Here is a 21,347-nt window from a genome sequence, read left to right as displayed (position 1 = left end):
TTCCCGTTCCCGTTCCCGTTCCCGTTCCCGTTCCCGTTCCCGTTCCCGTTCCCGTTCCCGTTCGGGAGGAGATTCCGCGCGACACGCCGCGCAGGGCGGGTCGACGCGCCGTCTGCAGGCCCGAAGTTCCTCCTGAGGCGCACCGGACCGAGGTGCGCCGGACCGAGGCGGGCGCGCCGGCCCGAGGCGGGCGCGCCGTCCAGGGCGCGCTCGACCGCATCAGGGGCGCGGTGGGCTCGTCCCTGCCGCGGACGTCAGTCCGCCGAGCGCCTCCGCCGCGGCCGTTCCGGAACCGCCACGATCGCGAGCGCGACGCAGCCGAGCGCGGGCACGATGAGCGGGAACAGCTGCCAGGTCACGACGGCCGCGAAGCCGGCGGATGCCACGAGGTACCCCGCCCCGACCGCGTCGCCCGCGATCGCCCGCGGCACCGCGCGCAGCGCGCCGAGCCAGCCGAGCTTCGGCGTCCACAGGCCGGCCGCGGTGAACAGCGCGAGGGCGAGCGCCACGAGGCCGGCCCAGCCGACCGCAGCGACGATCGGCCCGCCGGGCAGTGCGCCGCTGTTCGCGAGGTCGATGTCGAGCAGCAGAACGAGCGCGAGCACGACGGATGCCGCGCCGACGCCGATCCCGCCGAGGAGCCCCGACCGCAGGTCGGCCCAGAACTCGCCCAGGCGCGATCCCTCGGCGAGCAGGTATCGCCGCAGGTGTCGGACCCCCGCGGCGAGCGCCGCGGGCAGCGTGACGAGCGGGATCGAGACGAGCGCCACGAGCACGCCCACGAGGAGCACCTCGCCGAGCAGCCCGAACGCGCTCGTCGCGCCCGGGAAGCGCGCGGGTGCCGCGCCCGAGCGGACCGGGCCGGAGCCCGACCGCTCGGCGCGACGTGCGTCACGCTCCGTGCGACCGCCTGCCCGAGACATCCGCTCGCCCCTAGCCCTTGAGGCCCTGGGTGGCGACGCCGTCGACGAGGAAGCGCTGGAACACGATGAAGAAGATCAGGATCGGCAGCAGCGCGAGAAACGACACCGCGACGGTCGCGCCGTAGTCGGAGGTCGACGTCTGGTCGTTGTAGAGGCGGAGTGCGACCGGGAGCGGGTACTGCTCGGGACTGTTCACATAGAGCAGCGGGCCGAGGAAGTCGTTCCAGGTCCAGATGAAGGTGAAGATCGCGCTCGTGATCAGGGCGGGCTTGATCAGGGGCAGGATGATCGAGAAGAACGTGCGCCAGTGCCCGGCGCCGTCGATGCGGGCCGCCTCGTCCATGTCGCGTGGGATGTTCCGGATGAACTGCACGATCAGGAACACGAAGAACGCCTCGGTCGCGAGGAACTTCGGCAGGATCAGCGGCCAGTACGTGTCCACCATGTCGAGCTTCTGGAACATGATGTACTGCGGGATGATCACGACGTGGAACGGCAGCAGCAACGTGCCGATCATCGCGGCGAACAGGATCCCGACGCCCTTGAACTGCACCCGGGCGAACGCGTAGGCCGCGAGCGCCGAGGAGAACAGGGTGCCGATCACGGCCATGACCGCGATGAAGGTCGAGTTGGCGAAGAACCGCCACAGCGGCACGCCCGCGATGCCCTCGAGCACCTTGAAGTAATTGTCGATCGTGGGGTTGTCGGGGATCAGGCCCGGGTTCTGGCCGAACTCGCTGGACGGCTTGAACGTCGCGACGAACAGCCAGATCAGCGGGTAGAGCACGATCGCCGTCAGTGCGGCGAGCACGACGAACCAGATGATCGTGTTGATCGTCTTGCGCTTGATGCGGCGCCGCTCGGGGGCCGGCTGCTGGTCGAGCTCGATCTCGAGGAACTCGGGGCGCGCGATCTCGCTGGTCGAGGTGGTCATCGGTTGTCTCCCGCGTAGTGGACCCACGACTTCTGGGTCTTGAAGAGGATGGCGGCGATGATCGCGACCACGATCACGAGCACCCAGGCCATCGCGGCGGCGTAGCCCATCTGCAGGTCGGCGAAGCCGCGCTTGTAGAGGTAGACGGTGTAGAAGTTCGTCATGCCGGCCGGTCCGCCGGAGCCGTTCGAGATGATGTACGCCGACGCGAACACCTGGAACGCGTTGATGAGCTCGAGCAGGAGGTTGAAGAAGATCACGCTCGAGAGCATCGGGAAGGTCACCGACCGGAACTTCCGGATCGGGCCGGCTCCGTCGACCTCCGCGGCCTCGTAGAGCTCGCGCGGCACCTGCTTCAGGCCGGCGAGGAAGATCACCATCGGGGCGCCGAACTGCCACACCGCCAGCAGGATCATCATCGGCAGCACGAGGGCGACGTTGCCGACCCAGCCGCCGATGTCGAGGCCGAAGAACGAGAGCGTGTTGTCGACGGGGCCGTCGGTGGAGAACATCGCCCGCCACACGATCGCGACCGACACGCTCGCACCGATCAGCGACGGCGCGTAGAACGACGAGCGGAAGAAGGTCGAACCCCGGTCGCGGTAGTTCAGCAGCATCGCGACGCCGAGCGCCGCGGCGAGCTTGATCGGCGTGCCCACGAGCACGTAGACCAGCGTGATCTGCACCGACTGGATGTACTGCGGGTCCTCCGTGAACATGCGCACGAAGTTGTCGAGCCCGATCCACCTCGGCTCGGTGAAGAGGTTGTACCTCGTGAACGCCAGGTACAGCGAGTAGATCATCGGCCCGAGGGTCAGGCCGAGGAAGCCGATCATCCACGGGAGGAGGAAGGTGTAGCCCGTCGCCGTCTCCCTGCGGTTGCGGACCCTCAGTCCGGGCCGCGTGGGCGTGTCGGGGCCGCGACGGCCGAGGAGGCGCGGGCGCTTCTCCTGATCGGCCGTGACGATCGCTTTCGTCAGGGTGGTGCTCATGGTCTCTCTCCCGGGTTCCGTGCCGAGGGTACTCCGGGTCCGGACCGCTTCGGCCCGGACCCGAAGGGTCCCTACTGGTTCAGGACGACGTCCATCTCCGTGAAGAACTGGCTCACGGCCTCGTCGACCGTGATCGTGCCGAAGCCGAGCTCCTGGCCGAGCTGGCGGAACTTCTCCTCGAGGGTGCCGTAGCCGACGATCGGCACCGGCGGCGCGTCGCCGAGTCGGTCGCTGATCGACTCCTCGTAGGCGCGGATCTGCTCGCCGAGCGGGTCGAGCTGAGCGCCTTCGAGCATGGTCTCCGACGCGGGCAGTCCGCGGTTGGTGCCGAAGATCGCACCGGCCTCGGGGCTGTTCACGAGGAAGTTCACGAGCGTGGCGGCGGCCTCGGGGTGGTCGGTCGTCGCGGCGATGGAGTGCAGCATGGAGGGCTTGAGGTACAGGTCCTGCGCGCCCTCCTCGGTGATCGGCGGGGCGATCAGTCCGAGCTCGGTGTACTCCTCGCCCAGGTTGCCGAGGTAGCCGGCGCCGAAGTTGTCCCACGTCAGCTCGCTCGTGGTGAGCGCGGCGTCGAAGCCCGACACCGGGTAGATCTCCTCGAGGCGCTGCTGGGTGATGACGGTGCCGTCGTCGCGGATGTCGGTGCCCTGCTCCCAGAACGCCGCGAGGTCGTCCTCGGTGAAGTTCGGCTCACCCTCGTCGGTGAAGAGGTCCGACCCCATCGCGCGCTGCTGGATCTCGAAGTTCTGGATGCGGCCGGTCCAGTCGGTGCCGCCCCACAGGTCTCCGCCTCCGGCTTCGGTCACCTCGGCCATCCACTCGTTGTAGTCGTCCCAGTCGCCGCCGGGGAACTCCTCGACGCCCGCGCCCTCGAGCAGCTTGGGGTTCGTGAACATGCCCCATGCGTTGGTCGAGGTCGGGATGCCGGTGGTCTCGCCGTTGACGACGCCGATGCCGAGGATGTTCTCGCTCAGCGGCTCGGTGTCGATGATGTTCCCGAGGTAGGGCTCGAGGTCGAGCAGGAGGCCGTTCTCGGAGTACTGGCGGAGGTAGGAGTAGTCGAACTGCATGACGTCGGGGAGCCCGCCGCCGGCGGCCTCGGTCTGCCGCTTCTCCCAGAACTCGGGGAAGCCGAGGAAGGAGGAGTTCACCGTGATGTTCGGGTACTCCTCGCTGAAGGCGGCGATCGCCTGGTCGTAGAGGTCGGCACGGACGTCGTTGCCCCAGAAGGCGAGGTTGAGGGTGACCTCCTCGTCCGGGTCGTAGGTCGCGGCCGGCTCGGAGCCGCCGGAGCAGCCCGTCAGCACGAGCGCCGCGCTCGCCGTGACCGCCGCGGCGGCGAGTGCCGCGCGTCGGGTGCGAATGTTGAACATCGGTGTCCTCCCGGAAACGTCTCTGTCTGCCTGGTGCATTCGCGCTGGTGGGAAAGCGCTTCCCCAAATGTAGCCCCATCGACCCCGAATGGTCAACGCTGTGGGAAAAATCGTTTCAATACGTGATCGAACCGAGATCGGCCGACGCATCGCGATCGCAGGCCAGCACGCCGTCGACGACCACGAGCGGTGCCGCGAAGACGGCGCTGCGGCGCGCGGCCGCGGCATCCGTCGACCCCAGCTCGGACCCGTCCCAGTGCGGGTGCGTGAAGTAGAACAGGATGCCTCGATCGCGGCCGACCACGACGTCGCCGTGCCGTCCGAACGTCGCATCCCCGCGCCGCCGCCCCGGCGCGCCGAGGATCACGTCGTCGGGCCCGCCCTGGCGTTCCCACCCGACCGCGTCGCGGGACCGGTGCACGCCCATGCCGCGCCACTCGTCGACGAGCATCCACCACCAGCCGCCGAGCTCGAACACGTTGGGGCCCTCGTGCGGGCGCCCGCCGATCGCGCGGCCCTCGACCTGCCAGGAGCCCGGCGCGAGATCGGCGCTCGCCGCGACCCAGGTCGTCGAGCCGTCCACCTCGTCCTTGAACCACATCCGCCACAGCCCGTCGGGGCAGCGCGCGACGCATGCGTCGATGACGCGGTCCGAGCTCAGCGGGACCTCGCCGACGAGCCGCCACGACGAGAGGTCGTCGCTCGCGTACTCGACGATCCGGCGCGCGTGTCCGGCCCATCGGTCGGGGATGCCGTCGATCACGGTCAGGTACATCCGGTAGCGCTCGCCGTCGAAGATCACCTCGGGGGCCCAGTGCGTCTCCGGGCCATCGCCGACGTGCAGGTCGTCGACGGTTCCGTCGTACCGCCACCGCACGCCGTCGACCGAGCGCGCGACGCCGATGCGGCTGCCGTGGACCCACGCGACGCCGGGTTCGTCGACGCTCGCACGTCGCTGGGTGTAGTGCATCCACCACTCCCCCGTCAGGTGGTGGCGGACGACCGTGGGATCGGTGGCGCCGTCGTGCACCGGGTCGTGGAAGAGCGCGTCGTCGTCGGGCAGTTCGACGAGGACGGCGGATGCCTCGCGGCCGACCGCGGCGGCCCCGATCGCGCGGCCCGACGTGGCCGCACCGGCCGCGCCTGCCGCGCCTGCCACGCCATGCGCGCCGCGCGCGCCGCCCGCGCGCCCGGTCATCGCCGCAGGTCGGCGATCGGGCTCTCGAGGCTGTGCATCCGTTCGGCGTCGTCGCGCAGGCTCCGGCGCGTGACCGTCCGACCGGTGGCGGCCGACGAGTAGATCGCGGTGACGAGCTCGAAGGAGCGCGCGGGGTCGGTCGCGGTCGACGGCAGCGGGCCGCCCGAGCGCAGCGCAGCGTAGATGTCGCGGACCAGCGGATCGTGTCCGCTCGGCTCCTCGTCGGCGGGCAGCGCGGCCCAGTCATCGACCAGGGCCGGATCGACGCCGGGCGCCGGCGTGATGCGCCAGTGCTCGTGGCCGTGGCCGTACAGGTGGTCGACCGTGACGGTCGCGAGCTCGGTGTCGATGCGGATCGAGCTCGTCTCGCGGGGCGAGAGCGCGCTCGTGATGACCGATGCCACGACGCCGCTCTCGAACGCGACCGTCGCGGTCGAGACGTCCTCCATCTCGGTCTCGCGCGCGAGTCGCCAGAGCTGCCCGTTCACGCTCGCCCAGTCGCCGAGCAGCCACGCGAGCAGGTCGACCTGGTGGATGCCGAGGCCGAGGGTCGGCCCGCCGCCCTCGGTCGCCCACTTGCCGCGCCAGGGCACCGCGAAGTACTCCGGTGCGCGGTACCAGAGCGTCTGGCAGGTCGCGACGAGCGGTCGCCCGAGGGCGCCCGACTCGAGGAGGCCCTTGACGTGCGCGGCGGCCGTGCCGGTGCGCTGCTGGAACACCACGGCCAGGCGCCGGTCGTTGCGGGACGCGGCATCCGTCATCGCATCGAGCTCGTCGAGCGAGAGCGCGGCCGGCTTCTCGCAGACGACGTGCACGCCCGCGTCGAGGGCGGCGATCGCCTGCTCGGCGTGCACGCCCGGCGGGGTGCAGATGTGCAGCACGTCGATGGCGCCGGCCGCGAGCAGCCCGTCGAGCGAGTCGGCGACCGCCGGTCCGCCCCAGCGGTCGGCGAACGCCTGCGCATGCTCGGGGTGGCGATCGATCACGGCGACGAGCTCGCCGTCGGGCGTGGCGCGGAGTGCCTGCGCGTGCGCGTCGGCGATCGCGCCCGTGCCGATGATCGCGGCGCGCAGCGGGGCGTCGGGCGTGGCGGGGTCGGTCTGCTCGGTCATCGGGCTCCTCCGTCGGGGTCGATGCTGGTGTCGTAGCGCTGCAGTCGCCCGCACATGCCGAACGCGGGGTCGACGGATGCCTCGGCCACGCGCGCTTCGCCGAGACCCGGGTCACCGCCGCCCTCGAGCGCGTCGAGGCGGCGGCCGGTCTCGCGGACGACGGCGAGCGGGCCGGCCTCCCAGCGCTCGCGCCAGTCGGCGACGCGCGGGCGGACCAGGTCGGCCGCGCGGGCGTGCAACCGGGCGAGGCGGTCGGGGTCGACCGTGCCGTCGTCGCGGAACAGCGCGCGGTAGCCCTCGACCGCGAGGTCGCGGCGGGCGTGCGCGGCCGCGAGTCGATCGGCGTCGGCGCGTTCCGGCCCCGGCAGTCGCGCGGCATCCGCGTAGCGCCCGAGGTCGGCGACCACGTCGTCGGGGAAGGTCATCACGGCGTCGCCCGCCTCGGGGAGCCCGGCGTTCTGCATGACGACGCGGACCTCGAGGCCGCCGTCGTTGACGGCGCGGTGGACGACGCCGGGCGCGAACCAGACGAGGTCGCCCGGCGCGAGCGTGCGCTCCTCGAACACGCCCCCGCCGTCGATCGTGTGCAGTCGCCCGCGCCCGCCGACGACGAGGTAGGCCTCCGCCGAGACGACGTGGAGGTGCGGCGTGCCGCCCGCGAGCCCGTCGGAGGCGACGCCATCGTAGACCTCGAGCGCGCTGACCGAGGTCGCGCCGGGGAAGGCGGGCAGGGTCACGGCGCGGCCCCGCTCCCGGCGGCGGCCGGCCCGAGCAGCGCGGGCATCCGGTCGGTCGCGAGGACGGCGAGCGCCGCCGCGCGGTCGGGGTCGGACGCGCCGTCGGCGATCACGACGCCGTACCGCAGCGCCATCGTCGCGCCCGACTCGATCACGTGCTCGTCGCTGAAGAACGGCGCGGGGCACAGGCATGCGAACTCCTCGCTGCGCGCGAACCACTGCGGCGGATGCTGCAGGTTGCCCGGGTCGTCGACCATGACGATCGTCGATGCCGTGCCGGTCTCGTCGTGGCGGCCGGTGAACCCCATCCACGGCGCGCGCGTGCCGCGCAGCTCGTCGCCTCCTGCGACGCCCGGCGCGAGCACCCGACCGCCAGTGAACGAGCGCGGGCCGCGCCAGAACAGGCCGCCGTAGCCGGCGTTCTCGCGGCCGCGCGTCGTGGGCGATCCGATCTGGATGGCGCGGTCGGTCGCGTTCGTCAGCGCGGTCGCGAAGCCGAGCAGCCAGGCGTCGTCGGCGATGACGGATGCCGCGAGCGTCCGCTCCTCGTCGAGGATCGTCTCGCCCGCCTGGGTGACCCAGTCGAGGCGCTCGCGGATGCGCGCGATGCCGCCGGTCGAAGTGCCGTCGGCCGCGGCATCCGCCTCGCCCGGCTCGAACGCGACGTGCCGCTGCTCGCCGTTGTTCGGCAGCTGCACGTAGCCCTCGCCGCGCACGAACGTCGGGCCGCCCCAGAAGTTCTCGTCGCCGACGACCGGCAGCGACCACGCGATGCCCTTGTGCCAGACGTGGTCGTGCGGGCGATAGAGCGACACGGTCTCGCCGCCGAGCGTGCGGATCGGGCTGAGGTACGGGCGCGGCGATTCGAACGTGGGGTGATCGGGGCGGAAGACGTACTCGGCGAGCACGTCGCCGTCGGCGTGGATCATCAGGCGGTCGTCGTCGCGGGCGATGCGGAGGTCGGGCATCGGGCTCCTTCGGGTTCGTCGTCGATCCGGGGTGCGGCGCGGTCGCCCGCCCACGTTCGCGCTCGCGCTCGTCCGGTGCGGGAAAGCGCTATCCCGAGCCTACACCGTCAACCGGGATCACGCACGGGCGGCCGGAGCGTCGCCTCGGGCGCCATCCAGCCGATGAGCTCGCCGTCGATGCCGCGCCGGTGCGCGACCCGGTCGGGGTCCACCGAGCCAGTGTCGCACGGCGGACATGCGGAATCCGAGCCGCTCGAACGAGCCGCACCGCATGCCCGAGCGCCTCGCCGACGGGCATCTCGAACCTCTTGACAGTTTTTTCTGTCAAGGCGTACCGTGGTCGCATGCATGACGTCAGAGTGCTCGCAGACGGCGCCTCCGTCGAGATCGCGCTCGACCCGATCCGCGCGTCGATCCTCGACGTGCTGGCCGAGCCGGGGTCGGCCGCCACGGTCGCCGCCGAGCTCGGGTCCACCCGGCAGAAGGTCAACTACCACCTGAAGGCGCTCGAGGCCCACGGCCTGGTCGAACCGGTCGAGACCCGGGCCTGGGGCGGCATCAGCGAGCGCTTCGTCCGCCGCTCGGCACGGCACCTCGTCGTCTCGCCGAACGTGGTGCAGCGCACCGCGATCGATCCCGAGGCGATCGGCGACCGGCTCTCGGCCGCCTACCTGATCGCCGTGAACGCGCGGGCCGTCTCGGAGGTCGGCGCGATCACCGGCGACTCGGCGCCCGAGGCGCGCCTGCCGACACTGACCGTCGACACCGTCATCGGGTTCGCGTCGGCCCAGGACCGCGCCGCCTTCGCCGCCGACCTGCAGTCGGCGCTCGCCGCCCTCGTCGCGAAGTACCACCACGACGACGGCCGCCCGCATCGCCTCACCGTCTCGTCCTACGCCCGACCGAAGGAGTCGTCATGAACGCGCCCGAACGCCCGGACCGCGTCGAGCACCGGATGGAACGCACCTACGAGCTGGCCGCGACTCCCGACGAGGTGTGGGAGGCCATCGCGACCGCCGACGGGATCTCGTCGTGGATGGTGCCGACCCGACTCGAGCCCCGCATCGGCGGGGAGGTGTCGTTCGACCTCGGCGGCCCGACCTCGACCGGGGTCGTCACCGAGTACACGCCGAACGAACGGTTCGCCTACGAGGAGCCGTGGCCGATCGGCGACCGGCCCGAGGACCTCCCGCCGGAGATGGCGCAGTGGTTCGACACGATCGGCGTGCCGCTGTCCGAGGTCTCCGAGGGCCTGCACCACGTCTCCCCGATCGCCACCGAGTTCCTGATCGAGGCCGTCTCCGGCGGCACGTGCGTGGTGCGCGTCGTCACGAGCGCGTACGGCACCGGGGCGGACTGGGAGAACGAGTTCTTCGACCAGATGGCGATCGACCTCGTTCCGATCCTCGACCGGCTCGCCACCCGCTTCCCGGTCGCCGCGCGATGACCGCTCGGGCCGCATCATGACCGCCGACCGGCCGACGCGCCTCACCGCAGGCTCGCGCGCCGGCCGCGTTCGCGAGTAGGGTGATCGCATCGCCGTGGCATCGAGGGATCGAGTCCAGGACATCCGGGAAGCTCGGGGTCTGTTCCCCGCGACGGAGGATTCGGCCTACCTGAACACCGCGGCCGTCGGTCTCGCCAGTCGCCGACTCGCGACGGCCTCCGAGCAGTACCTCGCCGACTGGGTCGCATCGGGCCTCGACTTCGTCCGCGGCGAGTCCGCCGGCGAGAACGCCCGGGCGGCGGCCGCCGGGCTCATCGGCGCGGATCCGACCGAGGTCGCGCTCATCGCATCGGTCTCCGCCGCTGCAGGACTCGTCGCCGCGCAACTCGGGTCAGAGGACCCGGCCGGCGGGAGCGTGGTCATCGGGGAGCGGGAGTTCAGCTCGAACCACTTCCCCTGGCGCATGCTCGCGCACCGCGGATACGAGGTCCGACAGGTGCCGTTCCGGAACGGCGGACTCGACCCTGCGGACGTCGCGGCGCACGTCGACCGGCGGACGCGGCTGATCGCGGTCAGCGCCGTGCAGACCGCATCCGGTCACCGCACCGAGATTCCCGCAGTGGGCGAGCTCGCGCGTTCGGTGGGGGCGCTGCTCTTCGTCGACGGGGCCCAATGGGTCGGAGCCCTGCCGGTGGCGCAGGACCTCGAGTGGATCGACGTCCTCGCCACGCCCGACCACAAGTTCCTCCTCAACGCCGGGCGTGGAATGGGCTACTGCTACGTCGCTCCGCGAGCCCGGGAACGCCTGACGCCCGTCGCTCCCGGATGGAAGGCGGGAGCGACGCCGTTCGAGAGCTACTTCGGCCCCGACATGCACCTCTCCACGACCGCATCGAGATTCGACCAGTCGATCAGCTGGTTCGCCGCGGTCGGCGACGAGGCGGCGCTCTCCGTCTTCGACGCCTTCGGAGCCGACGCCGTCTACGCCCGGAACGTCGAACTGTCGAACCTGCTTCGTGCGGCGCTCGGCGAGATCGGATGGGCCCCCGTCGACCTGCCCGATGCCAACCGGAGCACCATCGTGTCGGTTCCGTTCGGCGAGCGCGATCCGCGCGAACTGCTCGGTCGACTGAAGGAGCGCCGCATCATCGGTGCCGCCCGCGACGGCAACCTCCGGCTGTCGATCCACTTCTACAACCACGAGGACGACGTCGCCCGGCTGGTGGAGGCCCTGCGGGAGCTCTGAGCCGAGCTGCGGACGGTGCATCGTCGCTCCCGGCACGGCAGCGGTCGGGCGCCCACCGGTCGACCTACCAGACGACGCCGCCGCCGATCGAGATGCCGCCCCACGTGAGCGCGATGAAGATCGCGGCGAACACCACGGGCGCGATCCCCTTGCCGCTGCGCGCGAGCCCCTTGAACAGGGCGATGACGGCGAGGATCGCGGCGACGATCGAGAGGCCGCCGCCCAGGATCAGCCCGATGAACAGCGGGATGGGCATGAGCACGAGGCCGGCCAGCGCGATCCAGAACGCGGCCCAGGCCGCCGGATTGGTGCGGACATCGACGGAGGAAGACATCCTCCATTATCTCGTGCCCGCAGCCCGCGGCCCGGTTCGACGCGAGGGCGTTCCCGGTGCGGCGGCGCCGGCTGAGCCACGCGAGGAGCGGGAGATCGGCGGATGGGAAGCGTGCACCTCGTCGTGGCGACCGAGCACGGGGGCGTCACGAGGTCGCGTCGATGCGGCTCCGGGTCGTCGACGCGCCACTCGCGGCGCGATGGAACCTCGTCGCGAGGCGGTCGAACGCCGCCCTGAGCTCGTCTCCCTCGATCACGTCGAGGTCGACGTCGAGTTGTGCCAACCACAGCGCGAGCCGGTCCGGGTCGTCCGCACCCAGCTCGACGCGGCAGGTGGTCTCGTCGACCACCTCGACCCCGACCGGGATGACGATCTTCGCGGTGAACTGGGCGGCGGGAGCATGCACGAGCACCCGGGCGCGGTACCTCCAGGACGCCCTGATGACGCGTCCGACCACGTGCTCGACCACGCTGTCCTCCGGAATCGCGCGCGGCCGGAACCGCGCACCGGTCGGCGCGTGCGGAACCATGCGGTCGACCCGGAAGACCCGCCAGTCGTCTCGGTCGGGATCCCAGGCGAAGAGGTACCAGAGCGGCCCCCAGCTCACCAGCCGTTGCGGTTCGGTGTGGCGCCCCTCTTCGATGCCCCCGTGCTTCGTGTACCCGAACCGGAGCCGTTCATGGCCGCGCATCGCGGACGCGATCGCGCCGAGCACCGAGGGGCCACGGGGGCGCTACGCGGAGGCTCGCAGGGGCTCGAGGGCGGACAGGACGAGGTCGAGGCCGAAGGTGAACTCCTCCGCCGGGTCGTAGCCGGCGGCGACGAGCGCCGCGGCGGACTCGTTGAGGTAGGGGAATTCGTCAGGCGGCAGCTGGGGCAGGTAGACGCCCTCGGTCATGTCCGCGAGCTCCTCGGCGGTGTCGAACGGCAGGCCGGCTTCCTGCAGGGCGAAACCGTACACGTAGCTGTCGAGCAACCAGTTGGCGTGCGTCGCCATCACGACCGAGAAGCCGGCCCTCCGCAGGCACGCGGTGACCGCCTCATGGTGGCGGAGGTTCGCCGGCCCCGGCGAGGTCCGCGACTCCATCAGGCCGACCGCCCACGGGTGGCGCGCGAGGACCCGCCGGGCGGATACCGCGCGCCGGCGGATCGCCGACTGCCAGTCGGCGTCTTCGCGCGGGAGCTCGATCTCCTCGAACACGAGGTCGATCATCGCGTCGAGCAACTCCTCCTTGTTGGCCACGTAGTGGTAGAGCGACATCGCGCCCGCGCCGAGCGCGCCCGCCAGCCGGCGCATGCTGAGCCCGCCGACCCCCTCGCGGTCGGCGAGCCGGATCGCCTCGTCCACCACCCGCTGCTTGCTCAGCCCCGCGTCTGATTCGACCGGACGTCGTTCCCTCGCAGTCACCGGTCTCCTCACTCGCTCGAACGGCTTGACAATCGTACAGCGTACGGTCATAGTACAGCGTACGACGTACGGTGTACGAGCCAGCGGGAGTCGCTGCTCGGACGAGAGGAGGCCCCTGTGGGAATCGAACAGCGATCGGCTCCCGGCGCGCGCCGGGAGCCGGGGGCGGGGCCGGCCGAGCCGGCGACGATGCGGGCCGTCGTGCAGCACCGCTACGGCCCGCCCTCAGTCCTCGAGTCGTCAGAGGTCGCGCGACCGTCGCCCGGTCGAGGCGAGTTGCTCGTCCGGGTGGGCGCGGCCTCGGTGCATCCCGGCGACTACTTCGTCATGACCGGGGAGCCCTACCTGGTGCGCTCGGCGTTCGGACTCCGCCGGCCGCGCCATGGCATCCCGGGGCGGGACCTCGCCGGCGTGGTGGCGGCGGTCGGGGAGGAGGTCACCGCCTTCCGCCCCGGCGACGAGGTGTTCGGCTGGAGCGCGACTGGAGCACTCGCGGAGTACGCCTGCGTCCCAGCGGACCACCTCGTGTCCGTGCCCGCCGACGTGTCGATCGTGCACGCGGCAGCGGTGCCCACGTCGGCCATGACGGCGCTGCAGGCGATGCGCGACATCGCGAACGTCCGACCGGGCCAGACGGTGCTGGTCACTGGCGCGTCGGGCGGCGTCGGCTCGTTCGCGGTGCAGATCGCCAAGGCGTTCGGCGCCGAGGTGACGGGGGTGTGCAGCACCCGCAACGTGGACGTGGTCCGGTCGCTCGGCGCCGACCATTTCGTCGACTACACGAAGACCGACTTCACCCGCGCCGAGCAGCGCTACGACGTGATCCTCGACAACGTGGAGGCCCACACCCTGGCGGCCGTCCGCCGAGCGTTGACGCCCACCGGCACCCTGATCCCCAACAGCGGGCACGGCGGCCGCTGGCTCGGCCCCGTCGGCCGGGTCGTCAGGGCACGCGTGCGGTCCGGGTTCACCCGTCAGCGGCTGACGCCCTTCACGTCGTTCTCGAAGCGCCGGGACCTGCTCGCGCTGGCCGACCTGCTCGCGACCGGGCAGGTCGCCCCCGTCATCGACCGCACCTACCCGCTCGACGACGCCGCCGACGCACTCCGCTACGTCGGAGCCGGCCACACCCGGGGGAAGGTCGTGATCACCGTCTGACGACCGGACCGAACAGTACGACCCCACCCGTGCGCATGCACGCCCAGAACGTGCCGCCACTCCGGCGGACGGACCGCTCCACGAACCAGGAAGAACCGATGACCCTCCGAACGGACACCCCGAAGATGCTCGACACCCCGCCGATCCCCGTGCAGGCCAAGCTCGCCGCCGCATGGACCAGCTTCATGTTCCTGTACATCTACGTCGACTACTACCACCTCTACAAGCCCGGAACCATCGACGACATCCTGGTCGGCGTCGTCTTCGAGTTCGACGTCAGCCCGGCGCTGATGACCGCGTTCCTCGCGCTGATCGCGATCCCGGCCCTGATGGTGGTGCTCTCCACGGCGCTCCCCGCCCGGGTGAACCGCGCCGCGAACCTCGTCGTGGCATCGCTGTACGTCCCCGTGACGGTGTTCAACGCGGTCGGCGAGTCCTGGGACTGGGCCTCCTTCTACGCCCTCTCCATCGGAGTCGAGCTGCTGCTCCTGGCCTTCATCCTGCGCTCCGCCTGGACCTGGCCCCGAACCTCCGCCGTCCCAGCCGATCCCGCGGCGATCGACCGTCGACAGGACCTTCGACGGGAGGTTCCCGTGCAGGATCCGACGGAGTGAAGCCCTGCACGGCGGCGTCACCCCCGCCGCAACTCGGCCGGCCGATCGCGCCCGGCGACCGCGACGGCCGGCCACCGCGGGTCGTGGGTGAGCACCTCGATGCCGTCGGCGCCGACGAGCACCGTGTCCTCGACCTTCGCGCCGACCGCGGTCGGGTTCCACGCGAACGGCTGGCCGAGCTGCACGACGTCGGGAGTGCCGGGCACCACGCGCGGGTCGCGGCCGGCGTAGCCGGCCGCACCGCCCTGGTGGTGCCGCGTCCATTCGTGCGGGTCGAAGCCGTGCCGGGCGTACGCGGCGGTGCCGGCCGCGAAGGCGTCGGCGAGGCTCGCACCGGGAACGGTGGCGGCGAGGAACGCGGCCTCGACCTCGAGGATGCGGCGCGTGGCATCCGACTCGGCCGGGTCGCCGGGGCCGAAGCGCACCCATCGGGTCGCGTTCGCGATGAGGCCGTGGCGGCGACCGCAGACGACGAGCATCGCCCGGTCGCCGAGCGGTGCGTCGGTGGGCAGCGGATGCCGGTGGGCCAGCCTCGAGCGTCCGGCGACGAGGGTCACAAGCGGGTCGATCCCGCGCGCGGCGAGGTCGCCGGACAGGCGAGCGGCCACGGCCAGCTCGGAGTCGGCGGGCGACGCGGCGAGCGCGGCATCCGTCATCACCGCGGCGACCTCGCGGCACAGGGCTCGGTAGCGGGCGAGCTCGGCGGGCAGCAGCGACGCGCGGGCCGCGCGCAGGTCGACGGCCACCTTCGCCTCGTCGAGGGCGTCGAGGGCGTCGGAGGCGTCGAGGCTCGACGGCACGAGCGGCTCGTGCCACGGCACGCGTACGACCTCGAGGTCGGAGAGGTCCCCCAGCTCCTCGGCCAGGAACCGATCGGCCTCGTTCGCGAACAGGCGAAGCTCGGTGCCGGTTCGCCGCACGACGACCGCGGCGACGGGGTCGCCCGCGAGCGAGACATGCGTGCGCGCCCCGTCGAGGATCCACGCGACCGCGCTGTGCGAACGGAGCACGACCGCCGAGGCGCCGCGTCGATCGAGGAGGTCGAGCATGCGTGCGCGCTTCGCCGCACGATCGGTCCCGAGGGCGGATGCCGCGGGCACGAGCCCGCTCACGTCGAGACCTCGACGCCCGCCGGAGCCGCCGTGCTCTCTCGAGCCTCGAGCCGGGGACGGTACAGCACCGTGTGCGGGGCCGGTCCCCCGCCGATCAGGGTGCGCAGCCGCACCCACACCTGCGCCCCGATTTCGGTGCGCGGCACCGACATGCTCGTGAGGCGCGGCGTCGCGTACCGCGCCATCGGCACGTCGTCGAAGCCCGCGACCGACAGCTCGCCCGGCACGTCGACGCCGAGCTCCCGGAGCCGGGCGAGCAGCCCGAGCGCGACGAGGTCGTTGAACGCGATGACGGCCGTGACGCCCGCGCGGTGCGCCTCGACGACGGCGCCGGCGACCGCCTCGCCGTCCTCCGGTCGCGACCCGCCCGGGATGCAGTCGATCCGCACGGACGGATGCATCGCGAGCGCCTCGTCGACGCCGCGCAGTCGCTCCGCGTTCGAGGCGCTCGTCTCCGGGCCCGTGACGTACGCGAGGTGCCGGTGCCCGAGACCGACCAGGTGGTCGACGAGGTCGCGGATGCCCCGGACGTAGTCGACGCCGACGATCGGCACGTCGAGGTCGGGCAGGGGGCGGTTCACGACGACGACCGGGGCGACGCGCTCGACGAGTCGGCGCAGCTTCGCCTCGGGCAGGCGCGGCGCGCACAGCACGAGTGCATCGCAGCGCTGGCGTGCCTCGATGGCGATCGCCTCCTCGTCGTCGACGCGTTCGGCGGTGTCGGCGACGAGCACGCGGTAGCCGTCGGCGGCCGCCGACACGCTGAGGCCCTTGAGGATGCCCTGGAACAACGGGTTCTCGAGGTCGGGCACGACCATCGCGACGGTCGTGTTCCGGCCGTGCACGAGGCTGCGCGCGACGAGGCTCGGCGCGTAGCCGAGCGTCGCGATCGACGCCTGCACCTTCCGCACGATGTCGGGATCGACGCTCGTGCGGCCGTTCAGCACGCGCGAGACGGAGGCCGGTGACACCCCCGCGTGCGTGGCGACGTCCGAGATCGTCACGCCCCTGCTGCGCTCGCCCATGGTTCCCTCCCCGGATGCCGCGACGCGCCGCGTGCGCGCCGGCGTCGTGCTCGTCGGCCGATCGGGCCGTCACTCCCGGAGCGCGAGGCTTCGGGAAATCGGTTCCTCAGTGTAGCCCCCGGCTTGCCCGGATACCCGCACCTCGCCTAGGCTCTCGGCGAGAAACCGATTTCTCACTTGCGTGAACTGGAGCCGCGATGCGCATCGTCGTCACCGGATCGTCCGGCCGCCTGGGACGGTCGCTCGCGACCGGGCTCGCCGCCGCCGGGCACGAGGTCGTCGGCCTCGACCGCGCGCCGGCCGAGCTCGACGGCGTCGACGAGCGGACGATCGACCTCGGTGCGCCCGGCGCCGCCGCCGCGACGCTCGCCGACCTCCGCCCCGACGCGCTCGTGCACCTCGCCGGCATCGCCGTGCCGTTCAGCGCTCCCGAGCGCGACATCCTGCTGACCAACACGGCGCTCGCGCACGACGTGCTCTCGGCCGCGGCATCCGCCGGCGTCGGCCGGGTCCTGGCCGCGTCGAGCCCGACGCCCGTCGGCTACTCCTCCCCCGCGTGGCGCGCCGCCGCGGTGCCGATCGACGAGGCGCACCCGCTCGCCCCGGCGAACGCCTACGCACTGTCGAAGGTCGTGATCGAGGAGACCGTGCGGATGTTCGCGCGCACCGCCGCCGGCGCGTACGGGTCCTTCCGCCCCTGCTACGTGATCTCGCCCGAGGAGTGGGCGGGCGCACCCACCCAGCAGGGGCACACCGTCGCCGAACGGCTCGCCGATCCCGCCCTGGCCGCGGTCAGCCTGTTCAACTACGTCGACGCCCGCGACGTCGCCGCGTTCGTCGACGCGTGGCTCGGGGCTCCGATCGAGGCGATCGACGGCGAGGGCTTCTTCGTCGGCGCCGCCGACGCGTTCGCCGAGCGCCCCGTCTCCGAGCTGTGGCGCGAATTCGCGCCGGCCCTCGGCCCCGCCGCCGACGCCCTCGTCGGCACCGCGCCCGTCTTCTCGATCGCGAAGGCGCGCGTCCGCCTCGGCTGGTCGCCGAGCCGCGACTGGCGCTCCGAGCTCGCCGCCGCCGCGGCATCCGCCCCAGCACCCACCACCGGAACGAGGACCGCATGACGACCACCCCCACCGCCCGCCTCGACTTCGACGGCGTGCTGTTCTTCCCCGTCACCCCGTTCGACGCCGGCGGGCGCGTCGACCTCGACGTGCTCGGCGAGCACCTCGAGACGCGCCTGCCGTTCGGCCCGGGCGGCGTGTTCCCGGCCTGCGGGACGGGCGAGTTCCACGCGCTCTCGGCGGGCGAGGCGATCGACGTCGTGCGCACGAGCGTCGACGTCGTCGCCGGGCGCGTGCCCGTGATCGCCGGCGCCGGCGGGCCGCTCGGCCACGCGATCGAGCTCGCGCACGGCGCGGCCGAGACGGGCGCCGACGGACTGCTGCTCCTGCCGCCGTACCTCGTGTCGGGCACCGCCGACGGGCTCGTCGCCTGGGTCGAGGCGGTCGCCGCGGCATCCGACCTGCCCGTCATCGTCTACCACCGAGGCACCGCACGGTACACGGCCGACGCGATCACCCGGCTGGCCGCGAACCCGAAGGTGGTCGGGTTCAAGGACGGCACGGGCGACATCGGCCTCGCGCAGGAGATCGTGCTCGCCGCCGAGGCCGCGGGCCGCGACGACTGGGCCTTCTTCAACGGCCTGCTCACCGCCGAGCTCAGCCAGGGCGCCTACCGCGGCATCGGCATCCCGCTGTACTCGTCGGCCGCGTTCGCGATGATCCCCGAGCTCGCGGCGCTGCACTACCGGGCGTACGTCGACGGCGACGAGACGACGCGGATGACGCTCCTGCGCGAGTTCTACACGCCGCTCGTGCGGCTGCGCGACGAGACACCGGGCTTCGGGGTGTCGCTCATCAAGGCGGGGCTGCGCAGGCGCGGCCTGCCCGTCGGCTCGGTGCGTCCGCCGCTCGTCGACCCGACCCCCGAGCAGGAGGCGCGGCTCGCCGCGATCCTCGACTGCGGGCTCGCGCTCGTCGAGCTCGGCGGCACGCGCCCCGCAGGGTCGGCCTGCCCGTCGACGGCGATGGCGGATGCCGCGGGGGCCGCGTCCCGGTGACCGCGACCATCGCGCGCATCGCGACGCGCCCGATCCGCATCCCGCTGCGCCGACCCTGGGGGCCCGACGTGCGCGACCTGTCGGTGGTCGAGGTCGAGGTCGAGGACTCCGACGGCGCGGTCGGCCGGGGCTTCTCGTGGACGCCGACCATCGGCGCCGCGGCGGTGCGCGCGCACCTCGACCACGACCTCCGCGACTTCGCGCTCGGACGCGAAGCCGAGGCATCCGCGCTGTGGGACCCGCTCTGGGCGCACCTGCACGAGGGCGGCAGCGGCGGCATCACGACGATCGCGATGGCCGGGCTCGACCTCGCGCTGTGGGACCTCGCGGGCCGGCGGGCCGGCGTGACGCTGACCGACCTCATCGGCCGGCACCACCAGACCGCGACGGTCTACGGCAGCGGCGTGAACCTGCACTACTCGCGCGACGAGCTCGTCGCGCAAGCGTCGCGGTGGGTCGAGGCGGGGTTCGACGCCGTCAAGGTCAAGGTCGGCAGCCCCGACCTCGCGCGCGACATCGAGCGCCTGGCGGCCGTCCGCGACGTGCTCGGGCCCGAGCGCGGCCTCATGATCGACGCGAACCAGCGCTGGAGCCTCGAGCAGGCCGAGCGCGCGATCGACGAGCTCGCCGCGTTCGACCTCACCTGGATCGAGGAACCGCTGCGCGCCGACGACCTCGCCGCCCACGTCGAGCTGCGGCGTCGCATCGAGGTGCCGGTCGCGCTCGGCGAGAACCTGCACACCCGCTACCGCTTCGCCGAGTTCATCGACGCCGGCGCGGTCGACCTCGTGCAGCCGAACGCGGTCCGGGTCGGCGGCATCACGCCGTTCCTCCGCATCGCCGACCTCGCCGCCGAGCGCGGCGTCGGCCTCGCGCCGCACCTGCTGCTCGAGCTCTCCGCGCAGCTCGCCCTCGCCCTGCCCGGCGAGCACCTCGTCGAATCCGTGGAGGACGCGTCGTTCGAGGCGCTCGGCGCACTCGCCGCGCCGTCGCCCGTGGCCCTCGTCGGCGCCGCGGCATCGACGACCGGGCAGCCCGGCCTCGGCGTACGCTTCTCGAACGAGCTGACGGATGCCGCGGCATCCGTCCCACCCACGGAGGACCGATGACCGACACCGCCGCACCCGCACGCACCGCCGCCGCACCCGCGCCGGCCGGTGACACGACGCGCGTGGAGCTCGACGGGGTCGCCGCCGCCGCGCGCCGCGCGTTCGCCGTGACGGCCGCCGCGACGGCCGCGGAGCGCGCCGCGTGGCTCCGCGCCGCCGCCGATGCACTCGACGCCGCGCGCGACGAGCTCGTGCCGATCGCCGACGAGGAGACCCGCCTCGGCACCGCACGGCTGACCGGCGAGGTCGCCCGCACGACCGCGCAGCTGCGCCTCTTCGCCGACGCGGTCCTCGAGGGCTCGTACCTCGAGGCGACCGTCGACCACCCCGACGCCACCACCATCCCCCCGCGCCCCGACCTACGCCGCATGCTGCGCCCGCTCGGGCCGGTCGCCGTCTTCGGCGCCTCGAACTTCCCGTTCGCGTTCTCGGTCGCGGGCGGCGATACCGCCTCGGCGCTCGCGACGGGCTGCCCGGTCATCGTGAAGGGGCACCCCGCGCACCCGCGCCTGTCGGCCCGCACGGCCGAGATCGTCGCCGACGCGCTCGCCGCCGCAGGCGCGCCCCAGGGCGCCTTCGCCCACGTCACGGGCCACGAGACGGGCGTCGCCCTCGTGCAGCACCCTGAGATCCGGGCCGTCGGCTTCACCGGCTCCCTCGGCGGCGGACGCGCGCTCTTCGACCTCGCGCAGCAGCGCCCCGACCCGATCCCGTTCTACGGCGAGCTCAGCGCCGTGAATCCCGTGCTCATCACGCCGGCCGCGATCGAGGCCCGCGCCGACGCGCTCGCGACGGGCCTCGCCGGCTCGTTCACGCTCGGCGCCGGGCAGTTCTGCACGAACCCGGGCGTCGTGTTCGCGCCCGCCGGGTCGGGCTTCGGCGAGCGCGTGCGTGCGGCGCTCGACGCGGCATCGACCGGCCCCGCGCCGATGCTCACCGACGGCATCGCCGCCGCCTTCGCCTCGGGGATCGCCGACCTCGCGGGTCGTGACGGCGTCGAGGTCGTCGCCGGCGACCCGACGGCGCAGGAGCCCGGCACGGGTGCGCCCGTCGTACTCCGCACCACGACCGCCGCCGTGGTCGGCGACCCCGGTGCGCTCCTGCACGAGTGCTTCGGGCCGTCGACCCTGATCGTCGAGTACGCGGACGTCGCCGACGCCCTCGCCGCCGCCCGCGCCGTCGGCGGCAGCCTGACCGCGACCGTGCACGCCGAGCCGGGCGAGGGGCTCGCCCCGATCGTCGAGGTCCTCTCGGAGATCGCGGGCCGGGTGCTCTTCGCGGGCTGGCCGACGGGCGTGGCCGTCAGCTGGGCGCAGCAGCACGGAGGCCCGTGGCCGTCGACCACGTCCATCCACACGTCGGTCGGCGTGACGGCCATGCGCCGGTTCCTGCGGCCGATCGCGTTCCAGGACGCCCCGGAGGCCGCGCTGCCGCCCGAGCTCCGCGACGCCAACCCGCTCCGGATCCCCCGCCGGGTCGACGGGATGCTCGTGCTGCCGGAGCGCGGCTCCGAGCACGCGCCGGCCGCCGGCTGAGCCGCC

The 21,347-nt window shown here is 72.8% G+C and carries 22 protein-coding genes; 9 read left to right on the top strand and 13 right to left on the bottom strand.

The annotated features are described in order from the left end of the window. Positions 1 to 254: 254 nt before the first annotated feature. The 8 genes from GJR97_RS00775 to GJR97_RS00740 all read right to left on the bottom strand — a co-directional run bounded on the left by GJR97_RS00775 (position 255) and on the right by GJR97_RS00740 (position 8,237). Positions 255 to 923 carry a hypothetical protein gene (locus GJR97_RS00775; RefSeq protein WP_154344647.1) on the bottom strand — a complete coding sequence of 223 codons (669 nt, stop codon included), beginning with the start codon at positions 921 to 923 and terminating at the stop codon, positions 255 to 257. A gap of 10 nt (positions 924 to 933) precedes the next feature. Then, complete coding sequence (locus tag GJR97_RS00770; protein WP_154344646.1) at positions 934 to 1,857, bottom strand: carbohydrate ABC transporter permease; 924 nt, start codon at positions 1,855 to 1,857, stop codon at positions 934 to 936. Continuing rightward, a complete protein-coding gene (locus GJR97_RS00765) occupies positions 1,854 to 2,849 on the bottom strand; it encodes a carbohydrate ABC transporter permease (protein ID WP_154344645.1) in 996 nt (331 codons plus the stop codon). Before GJR97_RS00765 ends, GJR97_RS00770 begins: the two co-directional genes overlap by 4 nt. Positions 2,850 to 2,920: 71 nt before the next feature. Continuing rightward, on the bottom strand, positions 2,921 to 4,222 hold the full coding sequence (locus GJR97_RS00760; RefSeq protein ID WP_154344644.1) for an ABC transporter substrate-binding protein: 1,302 nt from the start codon (positions 4,220 to 4,222) through the stop codon (positions 2,921 to 2,923). A gap of 115 nt (positions 4,223 to 4,337) precedes the next feature. Next, entirely contained in the window at positions 4,338 to 5,381 is a 1,044-nt protein-coding gene (locus GJR97_RS00755) for a glycoside hydrolase family protein (protein ID WP_324612941.1), read from the bottom strand. 35 nt (positions 5,382 to 5,416) lie between these two features. Then, positions 5,417 to 6,532: a Gfo/Idh/MocA family protein gene (locus tag GJR97_RS00750; RefSeq protein WP_154344643.1), complete on the bottom strand. Its 1,116-nt coding sequence runs from the start codon at positions 6,530 to 6,532 to the stop codon at positions 5,417 to 5,419. Next, positions 6,529 to 7,269, bottom strand: a complete 741-nt coding sequence (locus GJR97_RS00745; RefSeq protein ID WP_324612940.1) for a cupin domain-containing protein — start codon at positions 7,267 to 7,269, stop codon at positions 6,529 to 6,531. The genes GJR97_RS00750 and GJR97_RS00745 overlap by 4 nt, the downstream gene beginning before the upstream one ends. Continuing rightward, positions 7,266 to 8,237, bottom strand: coding sequence for a DUF6807 domain-containing protein (locus GJR97_RS00740; protein ID WP_154344642.1), 972 nt, complete (start codon positions 8,235 to 8,237; stop codon positions 7,266 to 7,268). Before GJR97_RS00740 ends, GJR97_RS00745 begins: the two co-directional genes overlap by 4 nt. A 344-nt stretch (positions 8,238 to 8,581) precedes the next feature. Between GJR97_RS00740 and GJR97_RS00735 the strand changes: the two genes are divergently transcribed. From GJR97_RS00735 to GJR97_RS00725, 3 genes are all read left to right on the top strand, one after another. Beyond that, positions 8,582 to 9,157, top strand: coding sequence for an ArsR/SmtB family transcription factor (locus tag GJR97_RS00735; RefSeq protein WP_154344641.1), 576 nt, complete (start codon positions 8,582 to 8,584; stop codon positions 9,155 to 9,157). After that, positions 9,154 to 9,684 (top strand): SRPBCC family protein, encoded by a 531-nt coding sequence (locus GJR97_RS00730; RefSeq protein ID WP_154344640.1) that lies wholly within the window; start codon positions 9,154 to 9,156, stop codon positions 9,682 to 9,684. Before GJR97_RS00735 ends, GJR97_RS00730 begins: the two co-directional genes overlap by 4 nt. A gap of 94 nt (positions 9,685 to 9,778) precedes the next feature. Next, the gene (locus GJR97_RS00725) at positions 9,779 to 10,930 is read left to right on the top strand and encodes an aminotransferase class V-fold PLP-dependent enzyme (protein ID WP_154344639.1); all 1,152 of its coding nucleotides are present in this window, start codon (positions 9,779 to 9,781) and stop codon (positions 10,928 to 10,930) included. A gap of 64 nt (positions 10,931 to 10,994) precedes the next feature. Here the strand turns inward: GJR97_RS00725 and GJR97_RS00720 are convergent, their stop codons facing one another. From GJR97_RS00720 to GJR97_RS00710, 3 genes are all read right to left on the bottom strand, one after another. Continuing rightward, positions 10,995 to 11,264, bottom strand: coding sequence for a hypothetical protein (locus GJR97_RS00720; protein WP_154344638.1), 270 nt, complete (start codon positions 11,262 to 11,264; stop codon positions 10,995 to 10,997). A gap of 145 nt (positions 11,265 to 11,409) precedes the next feature. Next, complete coding sequence (locus GJR97_RS00715; RefSeq protein ID WP_324612939.1) at positions 11,410 to 11,979, bottom strand: helix-turn-helix transcriptional regulator; 570 nt, start codon at positions 11,977 to 11,979, stop codon at positions 11,410 to 11,412. A gap of 18 nt (positions 11,980 to 11,997) precedes the next feature. Continuing rightward, positions 11,998 to 12,672 (bottom strand): TetR/AcrR family transcriptional regulator, encoded by a 675-nt coding sequence (locus GJR97_RS00710; protein ID WP_324612938.1) that lies wholly within the window; start codon positions 12,670 to 12,672, stop codon positions 11,998 to 12,000. A 117-nt stretch (positions 12,673 to 12,789) separates the two neighbouring features. Between GJR97_RS00710 and GJR97_RS00705 the strand changes: the two genes are divergently transcribed. Then, complete coding sequence (locus tag GJR97_RS00705; RefSeq protein ID WP_324612937.1) at positions 12,790 to 13,830, top strand: NAD(P)-dependent alcohol dehydrogenase; 1,041 nt, start codon at positions 12,790 to 12,792, stop codon at positions 13,828 to 13,830. A gap of 98 nt (positions 13,831 to 13,928) precedes the next feature. After that, positions 13,929 to 14,444, top strand: coding sequence for a DUF6326 family protein (locus GJR97_RS00700; protein WP_154344636.1), 516 nt, complete (start codon positions 13,929 to 13,931; stop codon positions 14,442 to 14,444). 17 nt (positions 14,445 to 14,461) lie between these two features. Here GJR97_RS00700 and GJR97_RS00695 read toward each other — a convergent pair whose 3' ends face one another. After that, the gene (locus tag GJR97_RS00695; protein ID WP_324612936.1) at positions 14,462 to 15,556 is read right to left on the bottom strand and encodes a M24 family metallopeptidase; all 1,095 of its coding nucleotides are present in this window, start codon (positions 15,554 to 15,556) and stop codon (positions 14,462 to 14,464) included. Further along, the gene (locus GJR97_RS00690; protein ID WP_154344635.1) at positions 15,553 to 16,581 is read right to left on the bottom strand and encodes a LacI family DNA-binding transcriptional regulator; all 1,029 of its coding nucleotides are present in this window, start codon (positions 16,579 to 16,581) and stop codon (positions 15,553 to 15,555) included. Before GJR97_RS00690 ends, GJR97_RS00695 begins: the two co-directional genes overlap by 4 nt. Before the next feature lie 197 nt (positions 16,582 to 16,778). On the opposite strand from GJR97_RS00690, the gene GJR97_RS00685 reads away from it, so the two are divergent. Genes GJR97_RS00685 through GJR97_RS00670 form a run of 4 tightly spaced genes read left to right on the top strand, consistent with a single transcriptional unit; the run spans position 16,779 to position 21,341 of the window. Then, a complete protein-coding gene (locus GJR97_RS00685) occupies positions 16,779 to 17,699 on the top strand; it encodes an NAD-dependent epimerase/dehydratase family protein (RefSeq protein ID WP_154344634.1) in 921 nt (306 codons plus the stop codon). Next, positions 17,696 to 18,697: a 5-dehydro-4-deoxyglucarate dehydratase gene (locus GJR97_RS00680; protein ID WP_154344633.1), complete on the top strand. Its 1,002-nt coding sequence runs from the start codon at positions 17,696 to 17,698 to the stop codon at positions 18,695 to 18,697. The genes GJR97_RS00685 and GJR97_RS00680 overlap by 4 nt, the downstream gene beginning before the upstream one ends. Next, positions 18,694 to 19,806 carry a mandelate racemase/muconate lactonizing enzyme family protein gene (locus GJR97_RS00675; RefSeq protein WP_324612935.1) on the top strand — a complete coding sequence of 371 codons (1,113 nt, stop codon included), beginning with the start codon at positions 18,694 to 18,696 and terminating at the stop codon, positions 19,804 to 19,806. The genes GJR97_RS00680 and GJR97_RS00675 overlap by 4 nt, the downstream gene beginning before the upstream one ends. Beyond that, positions 19,803 to 21,341, top strand: a complete 1,539-nt coding sequence (locus tag GJR97_RS00670; protein WP_154344631.1) for an aldehyde dehydrogenase (NADP(+)) — start codon at positions 19,803 to 19,805, stop codon at positions 21,339 to 21,341. The genes GJR97_RS00675 and GJR97_RS00670 overlap by 4 nt, the downstream gene beginning before the upstream one ends. Positions 21,342 to 21,347: the final 6 nt, after the last annotated feature.

The sequence above is a fragment of the Agromyces kandeliae genome (assembly GCF_009674665.1).
Classification (GTDB): Bacteria; Actinomycetota; Actinomycetes; order Actinomycetales; family Microbacteriaceae; genus Agromyces; species Agromyces kandeliae.
This window is presented reverse-complemented; position numbering and strand designations above follow the sequence as displayed.

What these genes read in the sequence shown, in the direction of transcription:
- GJR97_RS00775 (WP_154344647.1), bottom strand. Translation starts at nt 923, where the DNA reads ATGTCTCGGGCAGGCGGTCGCACGGAGCGTGACGCACGTCGCGCCGAG.
- GJR97_RS00770 (WP_154344646.1), bottom strand. Translation starts at nt 1,857, where the DNA reads ATGACCACCTCGACCAGCGAGATCGCGCGCCCCGAGTTCCTCGAGATC.
- GJR97_RS00765 (WP_154344645.1), bottom strand. Translation starts at nt 2,849, where the DNA reads ATGAGCACCACCCTGACGAAAGCGATCGTCACGGCCGATCAGGAGAAG.
- GJR97_RS00760 (WP_154344644.1), bottom strand. Translation starts at nt 4,222, where the DNA reads ATGTTCAACATTCGCACCCGACGCGCGGCACTCGCCGCCGCGGCGGTC.
- GJR97_RS00750 (WP_154344643.1), bottom strand. Translation starts at nt 6,532, where the DNA reads ATGACCGAGCAGACCGACCCCGCCACGCCCGACGCCCCGCTGCGCGCC.
- GJR97_RS00740 (WP_154344642.1), bottom strand. Translation starts at nt 8,237, where the DNA reads ATGCCCGACCTCCGCATCGCCCGCGACGACGACCGCCTGATGATCCAC.
- GJR97_RS00735 (WP_154344641.1), top strand. Translation starts at nt 8,582, where the DNA reads ATGCATGACGTCAGAGTGCTCGCAGACGGCGCCTCCGTCGAGATCGCG.
- GJR97_RS00730 (WP_154344640.1), top strand. Translation starts at nt 9,154, where the DNA reads ATGAACGCGCCCGAACGCCCGGACCGCGTCGAGCACCGGATGGAACGC.
- GJR97_RS00720 (WP_154344638.1), bottom strand. Translation starts at nt 11,264, where the DNA reads ATGTCTTCCTCCGTCGATGTCCGCACCAATCCGGCGGCCTGGGCCGCG.
- GJR97_RS00700 (WP_154344636.1), top strand. Translation starts at nt 13,929, where the DNA reads ATGACCCTCCGAACGGACACCCCGAAGATGCTCGACACCCCGCCGATC.
- GJR97_RS00690 (WP_154344635.1), bottom strand. Translation starts at nt 16,581, where the DNA reads ATGGGCGAGCGCAGCAGGGGCGTGACGATCTCGGACGTCGCCACGCAC.
- GJR97_RS00685 (WP_154344634.1), top strand. Translation starts at nt 16,779, where the DNA reads ATGCGCATCGTCGTCACCGGATCGTCCGGCCGCCTGGGACGGTCGCTC.
- GJR97_RS00680 (WP_154344633.1), top strand. Translation starts at nt 17,696, where the DNA reads ATGACGACCACCCCCACCGCCCGCCTCGACTTCGACGGCGTGCTGTTC.
- GJR97_RS00670 (WP_154344631.1), top strand. Translation starts at nt 19,803, where the DNA reads ATGACCGACACCGCCGCACCCGCACGCACCGCCGCCGCACCCGCGCCG.